We start from the raw sequence: 19,777 nt of genomic DNA, 5'->3' as shown, positions 1-19,777 counted from the left end.
CAGCAGGGCCGCACCCGCCGGCGGGCCGCCGACCGGGCGTGGCAGGTCGTCGCCGCGGTGGCCCTCGCCACGGTGTTCGTGCTGGCCTGGTCCCAGACGCAGGCCACCGCACCCCGGATGCGCGAATCACAACAGGTCCTGGCCGACAGCGTCCGCGCGACGCAGGCCACCACCGAGGAGCTCACCGAACACCGCAACGCCCTCGCCGCCGACACGGCCGCCGCGCGGCGCAACCGGTTGGAGGGCGACGCGCTGGGCCGGCAGCTGCTCGCCGACCTCGACGAGGCGGATTTCGCGGCGGCGGCGACCCCGGTGATCGGGCCCGGATTGACCATCACCGTCACCGACCCCGGCATGACGCCGGACCTCACCGACGTCTCCAAGCAGCGGGTGGAGGGCAGCAGGCAGGTCATCCTGGACCGAGATCTGCAGCTGGTCGTCAACTCGCTGTGGGTCAGCGGAGCCGAGGCGATCTCGGTCGGCGGGGTGCGGCTGGGCCCGGGCGTCACCATCCGCCAGGCCGGCGGCGGCATCCTGGTCGACAACCAGCCGATCTCCAGCCCCTATGTCATCCTCGCGGTGGGCCCGCCGCACGCGATGCAGGATTCCTTCGACCACAGCTCGGGCCTGCAGCGGTTGCGGTTGCTGGAGACGTCCTACGGCGTGGGGGTCAGCGTTTCCGGCGGTGACGGGCTCGCGCTGCCGGCCGGGTCGGTCAGAGAAGTCAACTTCGCTCAAGAGATTGGTCCCAATTGATCGGAATCGTCGCACTCGTCGTCGGCATCGTGCTCGGTGTGGTGCTGCATCCCAGCGTGCCCGAGGTCGTCCAGCCCTACCTGCCGATCGCCGTGGTGGCGGCCCTCGACGCGGTGTTCGGCGGGCTTCGCGCCTACCTGGAAGACATCTTCGACTCCAAGGTGTTCGTGGTCTCGTTCGTCTTCAACGTCCTGGTGGCGGCGGTTATCGTCTACGTCGGCGATCAGCTCGGGGTGGGCACCCAGCTGTCCACGGCGATCATCGTCGTGCTCGGTATCCGCATCTTCGGCAATGCCGCAGCGCTGCGGCGGCGGCTGTTCGGCGCATGACCGGCGAGCACCAGCACCGGGGGCGGCACGAGGGCCGCCACGAAATGCCGCCCGAAGCCCACCGCGAGCGTCCCGACGACGACGGCGCGACCGCGCCGGGCACAGCACCGTCGTCCGGACGCTCGTCGATGGTGTTCGGTGTGCTCGCGGTGCTGCTGTGCCTGCTGCTGGGCGTCGCGATCGCCACCCAGGTCCGACAGACCGATTCCGGGGACTCGCTGGAGACGGCGCGCCCGGCTGACCTGCTGGTACTGCTGGACTCTCTGCAACAGCGTGAAGCGGCACTGAACACCGAGGTCGCCGAACTGCAGCAGACACTGGCCGACCTGCAGGCCTCCGGCAGCAGCGACCAGGCGGCGATCGAGAACGCCCAGGCGCGGTTGGCGGCGCTGTCCATCCTGATCGGCACCGTGCCGGCGACCGGCCCCGGTGTGAGGCTGAGCATCGAGGACCCGGCGCGCGGGGTCGCTCCCGAGTCGATGCTCGATGTGATCAACGAATTGCGCGCGGCGGGGGCCGAGGCTCTCGAGATCCGCGGCAGCGGCGGCGGCGAGCAGATTTCGGTGCGGGTGGGGGTCGACACCTGGATCGTCGGCAACCCCGGTGCGCTGGTGGTGGACTCCACCACGCTCAACCCGCCGTATTCGGTTCTGGCGATTGGCGATCCACCCACCTTGGCCGCGGCGATGAACATTCCGGGCGGTGCCACCGACAGCATCGAACGCGTCGGCGGCACCATGGTGATAGAACAATCCGACCGGGTCGACGTCACCGCCTTGCGGCAACCGAAACCCCGCCAATACGCTCAGCCAGTCAAGTGAGCACCACCTGCACATCACTGTCAGAAACCGAGGAACCGAGGAGTGCCGTGAGCGAGATTCCCGCCGAGCTGTCATACACCGTCGAACACGAGTGGGTGGCCAAGACCGGCGACGACACGGTACGGGTCGGCATCACCGACTTCGCGCAGTCCGCGCTGGGTGACGTCGTGTTCGTGCAGCTGCCCGACGTCGGCTCCGAGGTGGCGGCGGGCGAGTCGTTCGGCGAAGTCGAGTCGACCAAGTCGGTTTCGGACCTGTACTCGCCGATCACCGCGAAAGTCGTTGCGGTCAACGGCGATCTGGAGGGCAATCCCCAGCTGGTCAATTCCGACCCCTACGGCCAGGGGTGGCTGGTGGAGCTGCAGGCCGACGCCGCTGACCTGGCCAGCGCGCTGGGCGAGCTGCTCGACGCGGACGGCTACCGCGCCCACGCCACCGATTGAGGTGTTGTTAGGGTCTTGCAGACCGACGGCAACGAGCCGATCCGGCGGTGGTGCGCACAATGCGGCCCGCTGCACGGTACGGTCGACACCAGCGGCGTAACCCCCGGAAATCCGGCCGGGTTCCGCTACGGCAGCCAGTGAGGAGCAATGGGTGACGGACAAGGACTTCAACTCTGGGGCTGACTCTGAGGAAGTCACCGTAGAGACGACATCGGTGTTCCGCGCCGACTTTCTCAACGAACTCGACGCGCCGCCCGCCGCGAGCGGCGAGAGTGCGGTGTCCGGCGTCGAAGGCCTCCCGGTCGGTTCCGCGTTGCTCGTGGTCAAGCGGGGTCCCAACGCCGGGTCGCGCTTCCTGCTCGACCAGCCGACGACTTCGGCCGGCCGGCACCCCGACAGCGACATCTTCCTCGACGACGTCACCGTGAGCCGCCGGCACGCCGAGTTCCGGCTGGAGAACGGCGAGTTCCAGGTTGTCGACGTGGGCAGCCTCAACGGCACCTACGTCAACCGCGAGCCGGTCGACTCCGCGGTGCTCACCAACGGCGACGAGGTCCAGATCGGCAAGTTCCGCCTGGTCTTCCTGACCGGACCGAAAGGCGAGGACAGCGGCTCAGCCGACTGACCTGACCACTGACCGACACCGACGAATCGGCGTGAGCGAGCGATGACGCAACCCGACACCCCCGCGTTGAACGGGATGTCGATCGGGGTTGTGCTCGATCTGCTGCGCGAGGAGTTCCCCGACGTCACGATCTCCAAGATCCGCTTCCTGGAGGCCGAGGGGCTGGTGACGCCGGAACGCACGGCGTCGGGGTATCGCAGGTTCACCGCCTACGACTGCGCCCGGCTGCGGTTCATTCTCACCGCCCAGCGGGACCACTATCTGCCGCTCAAGGTGATCAAGGCCCAGCTGGATGCCCAGCCCGACGGTGAGCTCCCCCCGAGCGCGGGCGCCGCCACCCCGGACCATCCAGGGGCCTACCCGACCCCGCGCCTGGTGACGGTGACCGGGGAAGCCGCGGTCACCGCGGGACGCTCCGGGGTCGGTCCGGCTCAGGTCCGGCTCACCCGGGACGATCTGCTGGAGCGCTCCGGCGTCGGGGAGGACCTGCTCAACGCTCTGGTGAAGGCGGGGGTGATCACCCCGATGTTCAAGAGCGCCGGCACCGCCCTGTTCGACGAACACGCGGTGGTGATCGCCCAGTGTGCGCGCGCGCTGGCGGACTACGGTGTCGAGCCGCGCCATCTGCGGGCATTCCGGTCTGCCGCCGACCGGCAGTCCGATCTCATCGCGCAGATCGCCGGCCCGGTGGTCAAGGGCGGGAAGGCCGGCGCCCGGGACCGCGCCGACGAACTGGCGCGGGAAGTGGCCGCGCTGGCCATCACATTGCACACGTCGTTGATCAAGTCGGCCGTGCGCGACGTTCTCGATCGCTGAGGACTAGACTCGCCGTGACGGGTTACCCGTCATATCCGGCCTCGGTCGGCTGGATGAGAAGTAGCAGCACACCGGTGCGGAGGGCAGGCACAAATGGGTGAGGTTCGTGTGGTCGGCATTCGAGTTGAGCAGCCCCGCAACCAGCCCGTTCTGTTGCTGCGGGAGTCCAACGGCGACCGCTATCTGCCGATCTGGATCGGGCAGTCCGAGGCCGCGGCCATCGCCCTGGAGCAACAGGGTGTGGAGCCGCCCCGGCCGCTGACGCACGACTTGTTTCGAGATGTCATTGCTGCGCTTGGCCATTCGCTCAAAGAGGTGCGGATCGTCGATCTGCAGGAGGGCACGTTCTACGCCGATCTGATCTTCGACCGCGACATCAAGGTGTCGGCCCGCCCCTCGGACTCGGTGGCCATCGCGTTGCGCGTCGGCGTACCGATCTACGTGGAGGAGGCGGTGCTGGCCGAGGCGGGTCTGTTGATCCCGGACGAGGCCGACGACGAGGCCAACGGCACCGTGCGTGAGGACGAGGTGGAGAAGTTCAAGGAATTTCTCGACAGTGTGTCCCCGGACGACTTCAAGGCGACCTGAACGGTAGAAACCCGGCCCTGCCGGTTGGTTACGGATGAGTCTCGTCGTGCTCGACACGCGGGTGCGTTTCGCTGCGGTGCCGATCGGGCAGCCATACTTGGTCCCGACGGGCAGTCAGGGATAGCTCTCCGGCGTATGCTCGAACAGAGTTCACAGGGCAGTTCACAGGGGCTGGGTACACGTTCGCCCACGCAGGTCACGGACGCGGGTTCGATCGGCGAGAGGATTCGACAAGTGGGAGACACGCCACGCCAGGAGCAATTGGATCTGGACACCGGCTCCCCTCAGGCGGACGCTCCCCGGGTGGCCGCAGAGCCTGTCCAGGGCGGGCTGTTCCCCGACGATTCGGTGCCCGACGAGCTGGTCGGCTACCGCGGGCCCAGCGCCTGCCAGATCGCCGGGATCACCTACCGCCAGCTCGACTACTGGGCCCGCACCTCACTGGTGGTGCCGTCGATCAGGGGAGCCGCGGGCTCGGGCAGCCAGCGGCTGTACTCGTTCAAGGACATCCTGGTCCTCAAGATCGTCAAGCGGCTGCTCGACACCGGCATCTCGCTGCACAACATCCGTGTCGCGGTGGACCACCTGCGTCAGCGCGGCGTGCAGGATCTGGCCAACATCACGCTGTTCTCCGACGGCACCACGGTCTACGAGTGCACGTCGGCCGAAGAAGTGGTGGACCTGCTCCAGGGTGGGCAGGGCGTGTTCGGGATCGCGGTGTCGGGCGCGATGCGCGAGCTGACCGGTGCGATCGCCGAATTCCCCGGCGAACGCGCTGACGGCGGTGAGTCGATTTCCTCGCCCGAGGACGAACTGGCGTCCCGGCGGAAACACCGCGACCGCAAGATCGGCTGAGCCGATCAGATCATCGCGCGGCTGAGCCGATCAGATCATCGCGCGGCTGAGCCGATCAGACGGCGCGCCGCTGAGCACCGGATTGCCGCCTGGGAAACCCTGGGTAGACTCAGTGACGCATCGCCCTCACGCGGGAGAGTTCCGTGGTCGCCAGCCACGGGCGCCGAAGGAGCAACACCTCTCCGTCAACCTCTCAGGCCCCAGGACCGCGTAAGGCCCCGATGCCTCTGGAAAGTGGTGCGTCCGCCTCGTCGGGGGTGCACCCGCCCATGGGGAAAGGTCTGCGCGGCGCACACACCGCCGCCGCGGCCGAATCTCTCAGGCAGCCCGGTCCGGGTGGACGACAGAGGGGGAGGAGCCGGTTCGCACGCGCTCCTCGCGCCCGCGGCACTCGTCGGGAGATATCACCAGTGTCCGATCACCACACACCCCGTTCCGAGCTGACCTTCGTCGACCGCCATGTCGGGCCCGACGATGCGGCCGTCGGCACCCTGCTCAGCACCATCGGAGTGCCCTCGCTCGACGACCTGGCGGCCAAGGCCCTGCCGGCCGGGATTCTGGATGCGGTGACGCCGGCGGGGCCGGCACCCGGTCTGGAGCATCTGCCGCCCGCGGCTTCGGAGGCCGAGGCGCTGGCCGAACTGCGCGCGCTGGCCGACTCCAATAACGTCGCCGTGTCGATGATCGGCCAGGGCTATTTCGACACCTTCACCCCTCCGGTGTTGCGCCGCAACATCCTGGAGAACCCCGCCTGGTACACCGCCTACACCCCGTATCAGCCCGAGATCAGCCAGGGCAGGCTCGAGGCGCTGCTGAACTTCCAGACGATGGTCACCGACCTGACCGGCCTGGAGGTCGCCAACGCGTCGATGCTCGACGAGGGCACCGCGGCGGCCGAGGCGATGACGCTGATGCACCGCGCGGTGCGTGGAGGCCGGGCTCGCCGCGTCGTCGTTGATGCCGACGTCTACCCGCAGACCGCGGCGGTGCTGGCCACCCGCGCCGAGCCGCTCGGTATCGAGATCGTCACCGCCGACCTGCGCGACGGGCTGCCCGACGGCGATTTCTTCGGGGTGATCACCCAGCTGCCCGGGGCCGGTGGCGCGGTCGTCGACTGGAGAGCACTCATCACCGAGGCCCACGAGCGCGGCGCGCTGGTGGCGGTCGGCGCCGACCTGCTGGCGCTGACGATGGTCACCCCGCCCGGCGACATCGGCGCCGACGTCGCATTCGGCACGACCCAGCGATTCGGTGTGCCAATGGGTTTCGGCGGCCCGCACGCCGGATACCTGGCGGTGCACGCCCAACACGCGCGGCAGCTGCCGGGCCGGTTGGTCGGGGTTTCCAAGGACGCCGACGGCACGTCGGCCTACCGGCTGGCGCTGCAGACCCGCGAACAGCACATCCGGCGTGACAAGGCCACCAGCAACATCTGCACCGCGCAGGTCCTGCTCGCGGTGATGGCCGCGATGTACGCCAGCTACCACGGTGCGGCCGGGCTCACCGCGATCGCGCAGCGTGTGCACGGTCATGCCCGGGCACTGGCAGCCTCCCTGTCGGCCGGCGGGGTCGAGATCGTGCACGACGCGTTCTTCGATACGGTGCTGGCCAGGGTGCCGGGCCGCGCCGACGAGCTCACCGCCGCGGCCAAGCAGCGCGGCATCAACATCTGGGGTGTCGACGCCGATCGCGTGTCGGTGGCCTGTGACGAGACGACCACAGACGCTCATGTCGCGGCGGTGCTCGAGGTGTTCGGCGTCGACCCGGCGCCGGCTTCTGCTGCCGGGGTGGCCGACATCGCCACCCGCACCTCGGACTTCCTGACCCATCCGGCGTTCACCCGGTACCGCACCGAGACCGACATGATGCGCTATCTGCGCTCCCTCGCCGACAAGGACATCGCGCTGGACCGCAGCATGATCCCGCTCGGGTCGTGCACGATGAAGCTCAACGCGGCCGCCGAGATGGAGGCGATCACCTGGCCCGAATTCGCTCGCCAGCACCCGTTCGCCCCTGCCTCGGACACTCCGGGGTTGCGCCGCTTGATCGCCGATCTGCAGTCCTGGCTCACCGGTATCACCGGCTACGACGAGGTGTCCCTGCAACCCAACGCCGGATCGCAGGGGGAGTACGCCGGGCTGTTGGCCATCCAGGCCTATCACGCCCAGCGCGGCGAGTCCGGGCGCGACGTGTGCCTGATCCCGTCCAGCGCGCACGGCACCAACGCCGCGTCAGCGGCGCTGGTCGGCATGAAGGTGGTCGTGGTGGGCTGCCGCACGAACGGCGACGTCGACCTCGACGACCTGCGCGCCAAGGTCAGCCAGCACGCGGATCGGCTCTCGGCGCTGATGATCACCTATCCCTCCACCCACGGCGTGTACGAGCAGGACGTCGCCGACATCTGCGCGGCGGTCCACGATGCCGGCGGCCAGGTGTACGTCGACGGTGCGAACCTCAACGCGCTGGTGGGGCTGGCGCGTCCGGGCCGGTTCGGCGGCGACGTGAGCCACCTGAACCTGCACAAGACGTTCTGCATCCCGCACGGCGGAGGCGGCCCCGGTGTCGGTCCGGTGGCGGTGCGTTCCCATCTGGCCCCGTTCCTGCCCGGTCACCCGCTGGCCGAAGAGCTCGGCGACACCCGCACCGTTTCGGCGGCCCCGTACGGGTCGGCCTCCATCCTGCCGATTACCTGGGCCTACATCCGGATGATGGGCGCCGAAGGCCTGCGGGCGGCGACCCTGGTGGCCATCGCCTCGGCGAACTACATCGCCCGCCGGCTCGACGAGTACTACCCGGTGCTCTACACCGGAGAGCACGGCATGGTGGCCCACGAATGCATCCTCGATCTGCGGGCGATCACCAAGAACACCGGCGTCACCGTCGACGACGTTGCCAAACGACTGGCGGACTACGGTTTCCACGCCCCGACGATGAGCTTCCCGGTCGCCGGCACGTTGATGGTGGAGCCGACGGAGAGCGAATCACTGGCCGAGGTCGACGCCTTCTGCGAAGCGATGATCGCCATCCGGGCCGAGATCGACCAGGTCGGTTCGGGCTCCTGGCCGGCCGACGACAATCCGCTGGTGGGCGCGCCCCACACCGCGGAATGCCTGCTCACCGCCGACTGGAACCATCCCTACACCCGCGAGCAGGCGGCCTATCCGCTCGGAAAGGCCTTCCGTCCGAAGGTGTGGCCACCGGTCCGCCGGATCGACGGGGCCTACGGCGACCGCAACCTGGTCTGCTCGTGCCCGCCGGTGGAGGCCTTCGCCTGAGCCCCGCGGACGTGCCGGGGCCCAGGCGACGATCAGGACAACATGTCGGTGATGGTGGCCGTGAGCTCCGGCGCGTTCGAACTCTCGAGGCTGACGTAGCTGCCGCCGGTGGTCTGCGCGACGGCCTCCCAGGTGGGGCGGTCCGAGTCGTCGCCGAAGTCGATCACGTTGACCGCCACCGGACCGGCCGGGTCGAATGCGCCGCTGATGTACTGTTGCAGCCCCTCACCCCCGAGCGACTGGTCGGTGTGCGGCCCGGCGGTGATCACCAGCACTGAATTGGGCTGCCCCGCACGGAAAGCCGCGGACGCCTCGGTGTAGACCAGCCGCAGCGTGGTGAACGACACCGCCCCGCCGCCGGATGCGGTCTGGCCTTGCAGGTCGGCGGCCAACACCTCGGAACGGGGAAGGCCGTCCACCGGTTCGGACAGCGGGCCGGTGCTGACCTCGGAGCGCCCGGCGACCCCGTCGAAGGTCCACAACCCGACCGCGGAGTCCGGTGGCAGCGCCTGCAGCCGGGTGGTGAGCGCATCGACCACGTTGGCCAGCCGGGGCTGCCCGCCGTCGTCGGTGGGCATCGACTGGTCGAGCATGATCGTCACGGTCGAGCTCTGCGCGGGGGCCGCCAACGTGTCGGCGATGCTGGCGCGCAGGGCACCGTCACCGACGTTGAGCGGGTCGGACACCGGGCCGAAGCCGACGATGTCGTTGGCCGGCGGTTCGGCTCCTTCGGCCCGGAAGCCGGCGCCGGCGAAGTCGGCGAGTTGCTCGGGTTTGCGCAGGAAACGCGCGAACTCGCTGGCCCCGGTGACCTGTTCTTCAGCGAGCCAGTCGCCGTCGAGCAGCACGGTGGGGAAGTCGGCGATCGCCGTCGGGCCGGGGGGCAGCCAGGACGCCAGCTTCGACGAGGCGTCGGGCAGGTCTGCGGACTGCCGGAACAGACGCTGCTCGGTGGTCACCACGGCGTGCACCGGTGCGGTGGACGGATCCGGTACGTCCAGCATCGCGTCGAAAGCCGTCGCAGCGTCGGTGTCGCCCAGGTCCGGCCCGGCGGCCAGCATTGTGCTGACCGCACCCAGCCCGGCCGTGGCAGGGGCCCCCGGCGGGGCGGCCGCGGCCGCCACCGCCTCCGCCGCGAGATAGGACGCGTCGCTGTCCTGCGACAGCGGAAGCGCCAGGCGCAGCCCGCCCCATCCCAGCAAGCCGAGCTTGTCCAGGCCGGCGGGGTCGGTTTGCAGGCCCGGCAAGGTACCCCAGTTCTGGTCGCCGAGGACGGCCTCGAGGGCCGGCGGCACGGCGAGCACCACCGGTGAAGTCACCAGGGAGCGGCTGTCGCTGACGGTCTGGGCTCCGGTGGCGGCCTCCAGCCGGTCCACGGAAACCGAACTGGCCGGGATCCACAACGCCGGACGTTCGCCGAGGTCGGCCGGCCATTCCCCGGTGAATCCGTTGAGCACCTGGTCGGAGTCGGCCGGGAGCACGGTGACGTTGACGCAGCGGTCCCCGACCGGGTCGGCGTTCTCGTTGTAGCGCTGTGCCAGCGCGGTCACCGGGTCGGCGATGGCCGGGTCAGCGACGACGGCCACCGACACCTCGCCCTCGACGCAGCGTGCGGCCGCCACGTTGGACCGATCGGACAGTGCGTCACCGAAGAAGCGCCATGAGATGACTGCTCCCACCACGACGACGACGCTGACCAGGGCGACGATCACACCGATGCTGAGGCTGCGCCGCGCCGGGGTGACCGCGCGGTGGCTGCCGGTCCACTCGCCGCCGTCCCAGTCGCCACCGTGCTGCGGTCGTCCCGACCGTGGCGGCGGGGGAGGTGGCGGTTGCGCCGACGGTGGTGCCAGGTAGCCGAACTCGTCGGCTTGACCACCAACGGATTCTCCGGCGTCGGACTCTCCCGCGCCGGGCGAACCGGCGCCGGAACCGAACCGCTCGGTCGGCGGCTCATCGGGCTGCTCGTCCGACTCGTCCGGGTCGGGAAGGCTATGTCTTCCCATACCTGTCCATGCCCCTGCCCGCGTCCTTCTCCGAAACAATGTCCGTGACCGTCACCGACATCGATGTCGTCGTCGACGCCGATGTCGGTGCGCTGAGCGCTGCGTCAGCCAATGTTACTAGCTGCCTTGAACTCTCGGCGGCGGCGGTGCAGGATCGGCTCGGTGTAGCCGCTGGGCTGCTCCCCGCCGGCGAGGATGAGTTCCTGGGCGGCCTGCAGCGCGATGTTGTTCTCCGGATCCGGAGCCATCGGCCGGAACTCGGGGTCCTTGGCGTTCTGCTCGTCGACCACCGCTGCCATCCGGCGCAGGCTGGCCTTGACGTCGTCTTCGGTGATCACGCCGTGCCGCAGCCAGTTGGCCAGCAACTGGCTGGAGATGCGCAGGGTGGCCCGGTCCTCCATCAGGGCGACGTCATGGATGTCCGGCACCTTGGAGCACCCGACGCCGGCATCGATCCAGCGGACCACGTAGCCCAGGATCGACTGACAGTTGTTGTCGACCTCCTCGCGGATCTCCTCGGGCGCCCATGCCAGCTCCTTGGCCAGCGGAATGGTCAGCAACTCGTCGATGGTGTAGCGCTTCTTGCCGGCCAGCTCGGCGTGCACCTCATAGACGTCGACCTCGTGGTAGTGCATCGCGTGCAAGGTGGCCGCGGTCGGCGAGGGCACCCAGGCGGTGGTCGCACCGGCCTTGGGCTGACCGATCTTCTGCTCGACCATGTCGGCCATCAGCTCGGTCATCGCCCACATGCCCTTGCCGATCTGGGCCCGCCCGGAGAACCCGGTGGCCAGCCCGATGTCGACGTTCTGATTCTCGTAGGCCTTGATCCAGTCGGTCGACTTCATCGCGCCCTTGCGGATCATCGGCCCGGCTTCCATCGAGGTGTGGATCTCGTCACCGGTGCGGTCCAGGAACCCGGTGTTGATGAACACCACCCGGTCCGCGGCGGCCTTGATGCAGGCCTTGAGGTTGACCGTGGTGCGGCGCTCCTCGTCCATGATGCCGACCTTCAGGGTGTTCTGCGGAAGGCCCAGCACGTCCTCCACCCGGCTGAACAGCTCGCAGGTGAATGCCACCTCTTCGGGGCCGTGCATCTTGGGCTTGACGATGTAGATCGACCCGGTGCGGCTGTTGACCAGCGGGCCGCTGGCCCCGTCGTTGTCCGAGCCGCTGCGCAGCCCGTGGATGGCGATCAGGCTGGTGAACAGCGCGTCCTGGATACCCTCGGGAACCTCCGCGCCGTCCTGTCCGTCGGCGTCGAAGACGATGGCGTCGTTGGTCATCAGGTGCCCGACGTTGCGCACGAACATCAGGCTGCGCCCGGGCAGGGTCACCTCGCCGCCATCGGCGCCGGTGTAGGTGCGGTCCTCGTTGAGCGCCCGGGTGAAGGTCTTGTCGCCCTTGCTGACCTCCTCGGTGAGGTCGCCGCGGTTGAGGCCGAGCCAGTTGCGGTAGCCCACGACCTTGTCGTCGGCGTCGACGGCGGCGACGGAGTCCTCGAAATCCATGATCGTCGTGATCGCCGACTCCAGCACCACGTCCTTGATGCCGGCCTTGTCGGTCGAACCGACGGGGGAGTCGGGGTCGATGAGGATCTCGAAGTGCAGACCGTTGTTGGCCAGCAACACCGCCGTCGGCGACTCGACGTCGCCGAGGTAGCCCACGAACTTCTCGGGTGCGACCAGGCCGACCGTCCCGCCGTCGTCGAGCGTGGCGGTGAGCACGGCGGCGCCGTCGTTCTCGTCGATCCTGAGCCCGGTGATGTCGGCCCAGGAACCCGATTCGAGCGCTGCCGCGCCGTCGAGGAAGCGGCGGGCGTAGGCGATCACCTTGTCGCCGCGCACCGGGTTGTAGCTGCTGCCGGGCTCGGCGCCGTCTTCCTCGGAGATCACGTCGGTGCCGTACAGCGCGTCGTACAGCGATCCCCAGCGGGCATTGGCGGCGTTGAGCGCGAAGCGGGCGTTGAGGACCGGCACCACCAGCTGCGGGCCGGCCGTCGTGGTGATCTCGTCGTCGACGCCGGCGGTGGTGATGGTGAAGTCGTCGGGTTCGGGCTGCAGGTAGCCGACGTCGAGGAGGAACTGCTTGTACTCCTCGGCGTCGAACCCGCCGATGACGCGTGCGCGGTGCCATTTGTCGATCTGGGCCTGCAGATCGTCGCGACGGGCCAGCAGATCCTGGTTCTTCGGGGTGAGGTCGGCGACGACCTTGTCCACGCCCGACCAGAACGTGTCCGGGTCGATGTCGGTGCCCGCTAGCGCCTCGCCGTTGATGAAGTCGTACAGCACCTTGGCGACGCGCAGGTCACCTACAGTCACGCGCTCGGTCATGATTCCTCCCTCGCCTGCACGCGCGCTGTGGCGCCATGCCGTCTGCACTGTCGTCGGTATTGTCGTCGATCCAGCTTACCCACCGGTAACAGGCCTATTCGCCGGCGGCGGTGGCGATGAGCACAGCGCATCGCTCCAGCAGCCTCGCGCGTAGCGGACCGGCCCGGTCGGTGATCTCCTGTTGGGCCCGCGCGTATTCGCTCCGACCGCCCGGTGTTTCAACGGCGATGGGCTCGAATCCGTAGCCGCGAAGATCGTAGGGGCTGGCCCGCATGTCCAGCACCCGGGCGTCAGCGGCCAGGTCCAGGCAGTCGAGTACCAACTCCGATTCCACCAGCGGCCCCAGCTTGAACGCCCATTTGTACAAATCCATCCCGGCGTGGACGCATCCGGGTTGCTCGGTGGCCACCTGGTCCTGGCGGGTCAGATGCTGGGCGTTTCGCCGCGCGGCGGGCTCGGTGAAGAAGCGGTAGGCGTCGAAATGGCTGCACCGCAACGGCATCGACTCGACGACGGCGTCGGTCCCGTCCGCGCCGAGACGCAGCGGCACACCGTTGTGGCGCACCTCGGCGGTGCGGTAGAGCATTGCCCACTCGTGCAGGCCGAAGCAGTTGAACCGGGGCGGGCGGGTGGCGGTGGCGTGCAGCAGATCGGCGACGAACTTCACAGTGTCGGTACGCGAGTGAAGATACTCACCGGCGACCGTGACACCTCCGGCAACCGCGGCGTAGCCCGAGCGGTTGCGCAGCCGCTGAGCCTCCGGCCCGGTCAGCACCACCCCGTAACCGGGGTGCCAGGTCCGTAGCTGCCGGGGCCGCAGGCTGTAGTAGGTGAACAGGAAGTCGAAGACGGGGTGGGTGACGCCGGCCTGCCGGCGGGCCCGGTGGGGTTCGAGGAACGCGTCGACCCGAGCGTGGTGGGCCTTCTCGCGGGAGAGCCAGTCGACCGCGGCGAGCCGCGCATCAAACACGGTGCGTGCCGTCGCGGACCGTGCCGACGAGGTCCTCGACCAGGTCTTCGAGGGCGACCATCGCGGTGACCATGCCGTCGGCGTCGGTGACCAGCGCGAGGTGTGCGTTGTTGCGACGCAGCCGTGACAACGCGTCGGGCAACGGCAGGGAGGCCGGCACCCGGGGCAGCGGACGCACCATGGCCGAGTCCAGGACGGCCTGCCCGTTGCGCGGGTCGTCCACCAGCGGCAGCACGTCTTTGATGTGCAGGTAGCCGATGTAGACCCCGCCGGGGTCGGCGACCGGGAAGCGCGAATAACCCGTATCGGTCAGTGCCTGCTCGATGGCTCCCACCGTCGGCCCGGCACCGGCGTGCGCGACGGGCACCGCGCGGATCTGGTGCAGCGGCAACGCCACGTCGTTGACCACCCGGTTGCGGATCTGCAGCGCCCGGGTCAGCCTGCTGTGCTCCTCGGGATCGAGCAGGCCCTCCGACAGCGACTCGGCGATCATCTCGGACAGTTCGACGGTCGAGACGGTGACTTCGAGTTCGTCCTTGGGTTCCACCCCGAATGAACGCAGGATCGCGTTGGCGCACCAGTTGTAGAACCCGATGAACGGCCGCGCCGCCCGGATGTAGAGCAGATAGACCGGGATCAGCAGCATCGCGGTCGACTCGGGTCCGGCGATCGCGATGTTCTTGGGCACCATCTCGCCGAGCAGCACGTGCAGTGTCACCACGATCGACAGCGCCACCACGAACGAGACGGTGTGCAGCAGCGCATCGGGGATTCCCACGGCCCCGAAGGGCTCTTCGAGCAGGTGCGCGACGGCGGGTTCGGCGACCCTACCCAGCAGGATCGAACACACCGTGATGCCCAGCTGGGCGCCGGCCAGCATCAACGACAGGTTCTCACCTGCCCTGATGACCGTGACCGCGCTCTTCTTGCCCTGCTCGGCCAATGCCTCGAGCCGGTCGCGGCGGGCCGAGATCAACGCGAACTCCGACCCGACGAAGAACGCGTTGGCCGCCAGCAGCACGAACGTCAGCAGCACGCCGAAGATGTCACCCATCCTGGTGTCCTCCTCGCCGGCCGAGTTCGGTCAGCCGCAGCTGGTCGATGCGGCGCCCGTCCATCTTGACCACGGTGGCCAGCCAGCGGATCGGGTCCTCGATGTGCCCGTCCGGATCGAAGGCGGTCAGCTCCACCGACTCGCCTTCCTCGGGAATGTGACCGAGTGTCTCGAGCACCAGCCCGCCGATGGTCTCGTAGTCGCCCTCGGGGGCCCGGAAGGCGGTGCTCTCGGCCACTTCGTCGATGCGCAGCAGACCTGAGACCTGCCAGCCGCGGCCCGCCTGGACCACGTCGGGCGGTTCGTCGTCGTGTTCGTCGCGTACGTCGCCGACGATCTCCTCGATCAGGTCCTCGACGGTGACCATGCCGGCGGTGCCGCCGTACTCGTCGACCACCAGCGCGGTCTGCAGACCGTTGGCACGCACCTCCGACATCACCGCGTCACCGTCGAGGGTGGAGGGCACCTTGGTGACCGGCAGGGCCAGCTCGGCCAGCCGGGTCGACGACCGCAGCGCGAACGGCACCGCGAAAACCTGCTTGACGTGCACCATCCCGATCGTTTCGTCGAGGTCGCCGCGGGTCACCGGGAACCGGGAATGTCCGGTGCGGACGGCGGCCTCGCTGAGGTCGAGCACCGACTGGTCGGCCTCGAGCGATTCGATCTTCGCGCGCGGGGTCATCAGTTCCTCGGCGCTGCGGTCACCGAACTGCAGGGAACGGTCCACCAGCGCGGCGGTGACCGGGTCGAGGGATCCGCTCTGCGCGGAGGTGCGCACCAGCGACACCAGTTCCTGCGGTGAGCGCGCGGAACGCAGCTCCTCGGCGGGCTCGATCCCCATCCGGCGCAGGATCCAGTTCGCGGTGCCGTTGGTCAGCCGGATCAACGGGGTGAACACCAGGGAGAACAGCAGCTGCGGGCCGGCCGACCAGCGCGCGGTCGGAACGGGCCGGGCGACGGCGAGGTTCTTGGGCACCAGCTCGCCGAACACCATCGAGATCGACGTGGCGATCAGGATCGCCAGGGTCAGCGCGATCCCGCCGACGAACTGATCCGGGATCCCGACAGCGGTCAGACCCGGTGCGATGAGGCGCGCGACCACCGGCTCGGCCAGGAAACCGGTGGCCAGGGTGGTGATCGAGATGCCGACCTGAGCGCCTGACAACTGGGTGGACAGCGTGCGGTGCGCCTTGCGCACCATCAGGTCGCGCCGGTCGCCGTCGCGGACGTTGGCTTCGACGGTGCTGCGCTCCAGCGCGGTCAGGGAGAACTCGGCGGCGACGAACACCGCCGTCCCGGCTGTGAGCAGGGCGAACGCCAGCAGCGACAACGCCGTGACGAGGGCGTTCACCGGTGTGCTCCAGAGCGGGCGGCCAGTGGCGCGCCGGTGTGGTTTCCGGGGAAGCCGGGCCTGGCGCCCGGCCGGCTAGAGGACGGTTCGGCCTCGGTGGGCTCGTGGTCGGTCTGCTCGGCGATCACAGCCGGCTCGGATGGGGCGCCATCCAGTGCCTGCGGCACCTGATCCCTCTCTTCTGATGACGGTAGGAGTTCGGGCGCTGCCGACGCGGCACATCAACCGTCCGATACCGTCCGAATTCCTACACATGCTAGCCGAATCTGCAGTGTGCTCCCGACGCAGCGGTGCGGTCCCGAGCGGGGGTCACCACCCGGTCGGCAGTGGGTGCCCCTCCGCGAACCCCGCCGCGGACTGCACCCCGAGCACCACCTTCTCGTGCAGTTCGGCCAGGCTGGCCGCACCGACATAGGTACAGGTGCTGCGCACACCCGAGGTGATGTGGTCGAGGAGGTCCTCGACACCGCCGCGCGCGGGGTCCAGGCTCATCCGCGAGGTCGAGATGCCTTCCTCGAACAGCGCCTTGCGGGCCTGGTCGAAAGCGCTGTCGGCGGTGGTCCGGGCGGCGACGGCACGTTTGGACGCCATCCCGTAGCTCTCCTTGTAGGGCTGGTTGTCGCGGTCGCGCATCAGATCGCCGGGGGATTCGTAGGTACCGGAGAACCAGGAACCGATCATCACGTTGGAGGCGCCCGCGGCCAGGGCCAGCGCGACGTCACGGGGATGGCGCACGCCACCGTCGGCCCACACGTGACCGCCCAGTTCCCTTGCCGCCGCTGAGCATTCGACGACAGCAGAGAACTGTGGGCGACCCACGCCGGTCATCATCCGGGTCGTGCACATCGCGCCGGGGCCGACTCCCACCTTGACGATCGAGGCGCCGGCGTTGATCAGATCACGGGTGCCCGCCGCCGAGACGACGTTGCCTGCGGCCAGCGGCACCCCCAGGTCCAGGGCCGACACCGCGGCGATGGTGTCGAGCATGCGCTGCTGATGGCCGTGCGCGGTGTCGATGACTAGCAGGTCGACGCCGACTTCGGCCAGGTCACGAGCCTTGGAGGCGACGTCGCCGTTGATCCCGACCGCCGCCGCGATCCGCAGCCGGCCGCGGCCGTCGAGGGCGGGGGTGTAGATGCCGGCGCGGATCGCCCCCAGCCGGGTCAGTACCCCGGCGAGGGTGCCGTCGACCTCGGTGAGCACGGCGACGTCGATGGGGGCGTGCTCGAGCAGATCGAAGACCTTGCGCGGGTCGGTCCCGACCGGCGCGGTGACGAAATCCGTCGTCGCCACATCCCGGACCCGGGTGAAGCGGTCCACCCCGGCACAGGTCGTCTCGGTGACCAGACCGATCGGACGGTTCTCGAAGACCACCACCGCGGCCCCGTGGGCGCGCTTGTGGATCAGCGCCGTCGCGTCGGAGACCGATGCGTCGGGCGACAGCGTCACCGGGGTGTCGACAACGGTGTCGCGGCTCTTGACGAAATCGACGGTGTGCTTGACCGCGGCCAGCGGCAGGTCCTGTGGCAGCACCACCAGGCCGCCGCGGCGGGCGATGGTCTCGGCCATCCGCCGGCCCGCGACGGCGGTCATGTTGGCGACGACGACCGGGATCGTCGTGCCCGACCCGTCCACCGTCGACAGGTCGACATCGAAGCGTGACGGCACATCCGAGCGGCCCGGCACGATGAAGACGTCGTTGTAGGTCAGGTCGTAGGGCGGCGCATGACCGTCGTGAAACTGCATGCCGCTGAGTCTAGTGGGCGCCTGCCCACTACGACCGGGTCAAGAAATCCCCGGTCAGGAGACTGTTTCTAGGCTTCGACCTCACTGTGGTCGCCACTCCAGAGGGTGTGGAACCGCTTGGCCGGATCGGTGTCGATGCGACCGTAGGTGTGTGCACCGAAGAAGTCGCGGAGCCCCTGGGTCAGGGCCGCGGGCAGCCGCTCGGTGCGCAGTCCGTCGTAGTACGACAGCGCCGAGGAGAACCCGGGAATGGGGATGCCGAGCTGGGTGGCGGTCACCACGACTCGGCGCCAGCTGTCGATGGCGGCTTCGATCGCGGCCCGGAAGTAGGGGGCGACGATCAGCGACGGCAATGTCGGGTCTTCGTCGAAGGCGTCCTTGATCCGGTTGAGGAACTTCGCGCGGATGATGCAGCCGCCGCGCCAGATGGTGGCCAGGTCGCCGGGGGTGATGTTCCAGTCGTATTCGATGCTGCCGGCCTGGATCTGGTTGAAGCCCTGGGCGTAGGCGATGATCTTCGACGCGTAGAGCGCCTGGCGGACGTCCTCGGTGAACTGCGCGGCGTCGGCCGGTTTGGCGCCGAGCTCACCGGAGGCCAGGCCGGTGGTCGCCTTGCGCTGGGTGACCGAACCCGACAGCGCCCGGGCGAACACGGCCTCGGCGATACCGGTGACCGGAACACCCAGGTCGAGAGCGGATTTCACGGTCCAGCGCCCGGTTCCTTTCTGCTCGGCCTCGTCGAGGATCACGTCCACCAGCGGTTTGCCCGTCTTCGCGTCGGTCTGGCGCAACACCTTGGCGGTGATCTCGACGAGGAAGCTGTCGAGGTCGCCGGCGTTCCACTCGTCGAAGACGTCGGCGATCTCGGGTGCGCTCTTGCCCAAGGCGTCGCGAAGCAGCTGATAGGCCTCGCCGATGAGCTGCATGTCGGAGTACTCGATGCCGTTGTGCACCATCTTGACGAAGTGCCCGGCACCGTCGGGTCCGATGTGGGTGCAGCAGGGCACCCCGTCGACATGCGCCGAGATCTCTTCGAGCAGCGGCCCCAGGCTCTTGTAGGACTCCGCCGGGCCGCCGGGCATGATCGACGGGCCGTTGAGGGCCCCTTCCTCGCCACCGGAGATGCCGGCGCCGACGAAGTGCAGGCCACGCTCCCGCATCGCCTTCTCGCGGCGGATCGTGTCGGTGTAGAGGGCGTTGCCGCCGTCGATGATGATGTCGCCGTCTTCCATGGCCTCGGCGAGCTCGTTGATGACCGCGTCGGTGGGGTCGCCCGCCTTGACCATGATCAGCACCCGGCGCGGTTTCTCCAGTGCGTCGAGGAACTCCGCGATCGTCTCGCTGCGCACGAACGAACCGTCGGAGCCGTGCTCGGCGAGCAGCGCATCGGTTTTGCCGATCGAGCGGTTGTGCAGCGCGACGGTGTAGCCGTGGCGAGCGAAGTTGCGCGCGATGTTGGACCCCATCACCGCAAGGCCGGTGACGCCGATCTGGGCTGTTCCGGTGACAGAAGAAGCAGGGTCGCTCATGGCGGGCAGCCTTTCGTTGTGTGGTTGTCGGGGCGGGATCAATCCTTACCGGATCCGCTGGGCGGTGACGCTAGGCGAAGAAAAGCCGGTGCAGTTCGTTCAGCCAGGGCACCGCAAGCGCAACGGTGGGGATCACGAGGGTGGCCGCGGCGGCGGTGTAGGCCCCGGCAGCCAGGATCAGGCTGTTCGGCTCGCCCGCCAGGCGCTGCACGCGCACCACGGTGGTGGGCCCACCGGCGGCCAGCGCCCCGCGCGGTGCGCGGCCCGATGCACACGTGACGAG

General features: G+C 68.9%; 16 protein-coding genes, 1 pseudogene and 1 riboswitch. Of the genes and pseudogenes, 9 read left to right on the top strand and 8 right to left on the bottom strand.

Annotated elements, in window-relative coordinates:
- The 9 genes from ACXAID_RS20040 to gcvP form a co-directional block, all read left to right on the top strand.
- Positions 1–756, top strand: a 756-nt coding sequence (locus ACXAID_RS20040) for a DUF881 domain-containing protein (protein ID WP_475023959.1), incomplete at its 5' end; no start/stop codon positions are given.
- Positions 753–1,085, top strand: a complete 333-nt coding sequence (locus ACXAID_RS20035) for a small basic family protein (protein ID WP_475023958.1) — start codon at positions 753–755, stop codon at positions 1,083–1,085. The genes ACXAID_RS20040 and ACXAID_RS20035, both read left to right, overlap by 4 nt.
- Positions 1,082–1,906: a DUF881 domain-containing protein gene (locus tag ACXAID_RS20030; protein ID WP_475023957.1), complete on the top strand. Its 825-nt coding sequence runs from the start codon at positions 1,082–1,084 to the stop codon at positions 1,904–1,906. Before ACXAID_RS20035 ends, ACXAID_RS20030 begins: the two co-directional genes overlap by 4 nt.
- A 47-nt stretch (positions 1,907–1,953) precedes the next feature.
- Entirely contained in the window at positions 1,954–2,349 is a 396-nt protein-coding gene (gene gcvH, locus ACXAID_RS20025) for a glycine cleavage system protein GcvH (RefSeq protein WP_475023956.1), read from the top strand.
- Between the two features lie 151 nt (positions 2,350–2,500).
- Positions 2,501–2,974 carry a glycogen accumulation regulator GarA gene (garA, locus tag ACXAID_RS20020; RefSeq protein WP_475023955.1) on the top strand — a complete coding sequence of 158 codons (474 nt, stop codon included), beginning with the start codon at positions 2,501–2,503 and terminating at the stop codon, positions 2,972–2,974.
- A 42-nt stretch (positions 2,975–3,016) separates the two neighbouring features.
- The gene (ftsR, locus tag ACXAID_RS20015; protein WP_475023954.1) at positions 3,017–3,790 is read left to right on the top strand and encodes a transcriptional regulator FtsR; all 774 of its coding nucleotides are present in this window, start codon (positions 3,017–3,019) and stop codon (positions 3,788–3,790) included.
- 93 nt (positions 3,791–3,883) lie between these two features.
- Positions 3,884–4,378 (top strand): bifunctional nuclease family protein, encoded by a 495-nt coding sequence (locus ACXAID_RS20010; protein ID WP_475023953.1) that lies wholly within the window; start codon positions 3,884–3,886, stop codon positions 4,376–4,378.
- Positions 4,379–4,612: 234 nt separating this feature from the next.
- Positions 4,613–5,233: a MerR family transcriptional regulator gene (locus tag ACXAID_RS20005; RefSeq protein ID WP_475023952.1), complete on the top strand. Its 621-nt coding sequence runs from the start codon at positions 4,613–4,615 to the stop codon at positions 5,231–5,233.
- Positions 5,234–5,354: 121 nt separating this feature from the next.
- Positions 5,355–5,452: riboswitch (glycine riboswitch) on the top strand.
- A 221-nt stretch (positions 5,453–5,673) separates the two neighbouring features.
- Positions 5,674–8,508, top strand: a complete 2,835-nt coding sequence (gcvP, locus tag ACXAID_RS20000) for an aminomethyl-transferring glycine dehydrogenase (RefSeq protein WP_475023960.1) — start codon at positions 5,674–5,676, stop codon at positions 8,506–8,508.
- Positions 8,509–8,540: 32 nt separating this feature from the next.
- Here gcvP and ACXAID_RS19995 read toward each other — a convergent pair whose 3' ends face one another.
- The 8 genes and pseudogenes from ACXAID_RS19995 to ACXAID_RS19960 form a co-directional block, all read right to left on the bottom strand.
- A complete protein-coding gene (locus tag ACXAID_RS19995; protein WP_475023951.1) occupies positions 8,541–10,514 on the bottom strand; it encodes a vWA domain-containing protein in 1,974 nt (657 codons plus the stop codon).
- A gap of 104 nt (positions 10,515–10,618) precedes the next feature.
- Entirely contained in the window at positions 10,619–12,844 is a 2,226-nt protein-coding gene (locus tag ACXAID_RS19990; protein ID WP_475023950.1) for a malate synthase G, read from the bottom strand.
- Positions 12,845–12,938: 94 nt separating this feature from the next.
- Positions 12,939–13,814: a 3-methyladenine DNA glycosylase gene (locus ACXAID_RS19985; RefSeq protein ID WP_475023949.1), complete on the bottom strand. Its 876-nt coding sequence runs from the start codon at positions 13,812–13,814 to the stop codon at positions 12,939–12,941.
- Positions 13,807–14,868 (bottom strand): hemolysin family protein, encoded by a 1,062-nt coding sequence (locus ACXAID_RS19980; protein WP_475023948.1) that lies wholly within the window; start codon positions 14,866–14,868, stop codon positions 13,807–13,809. Before ACXAID_RS19980 ends, ACXAID_RS19985 begins: the two co-directional genes overlap by 8 nt.
- Positions 14,861–16,219 carry a hemolysin family protein gene (locus ACXAID_RS19975; RefSeq protein ID WP_475023947.1) on the bottom strand — a complete coding sequence of 453 codons (1,359 nt, stop codon included), beginning with the start codon at positions 16,217–16,219 and terminating at the stop codon, positions 14,861–14,863. The genes ACXAID_RS19980 and ACXAID_RS19975 overlap by 8 nt, the downstream gene beginning before the upstream one ends.
- Before the next feature lie 309 nt (positions 16,220–16,528).
- On the bottom strand, positions 16,529–17,965 hold the full coding sequence (locus ACXAID_RS19970; RefSeq protein WP_475023946.1) for a GuaB1 family IMP dehydrogenase-related protein: 1,437 nt from the start codon (positions 17,963–17,965) through the stop codon (positions 16,529–16,531).
- Between the two features lie 68 nt (positions 17,966–18,033).
- Entirely contained in the window at positions 18,034–19,494 is a 1,461-nt protein-coding gene (gene gndA / locus ACXAID_RS19965; protein WP_475023945.1) for an NADP-dependent phosphogluconate dehydrogenase, read from the bottom strand.
- A 70-nt stretch (positions 19,495–19,564) separates the two neighbouring features.
- A pseudogene (locus tag ACXAID_RS19960) lies at positions 19,565–19,777 on the bottom strand (M56 family metallopeptidase); the annotation flags it as partial.

It is taken from the genome of Mycobacterium sp. ABE4_509, assembly GCF_056160785.1.
This window is presented reverse-complemented; position numbering and strand designations above follow the sequence as displayed.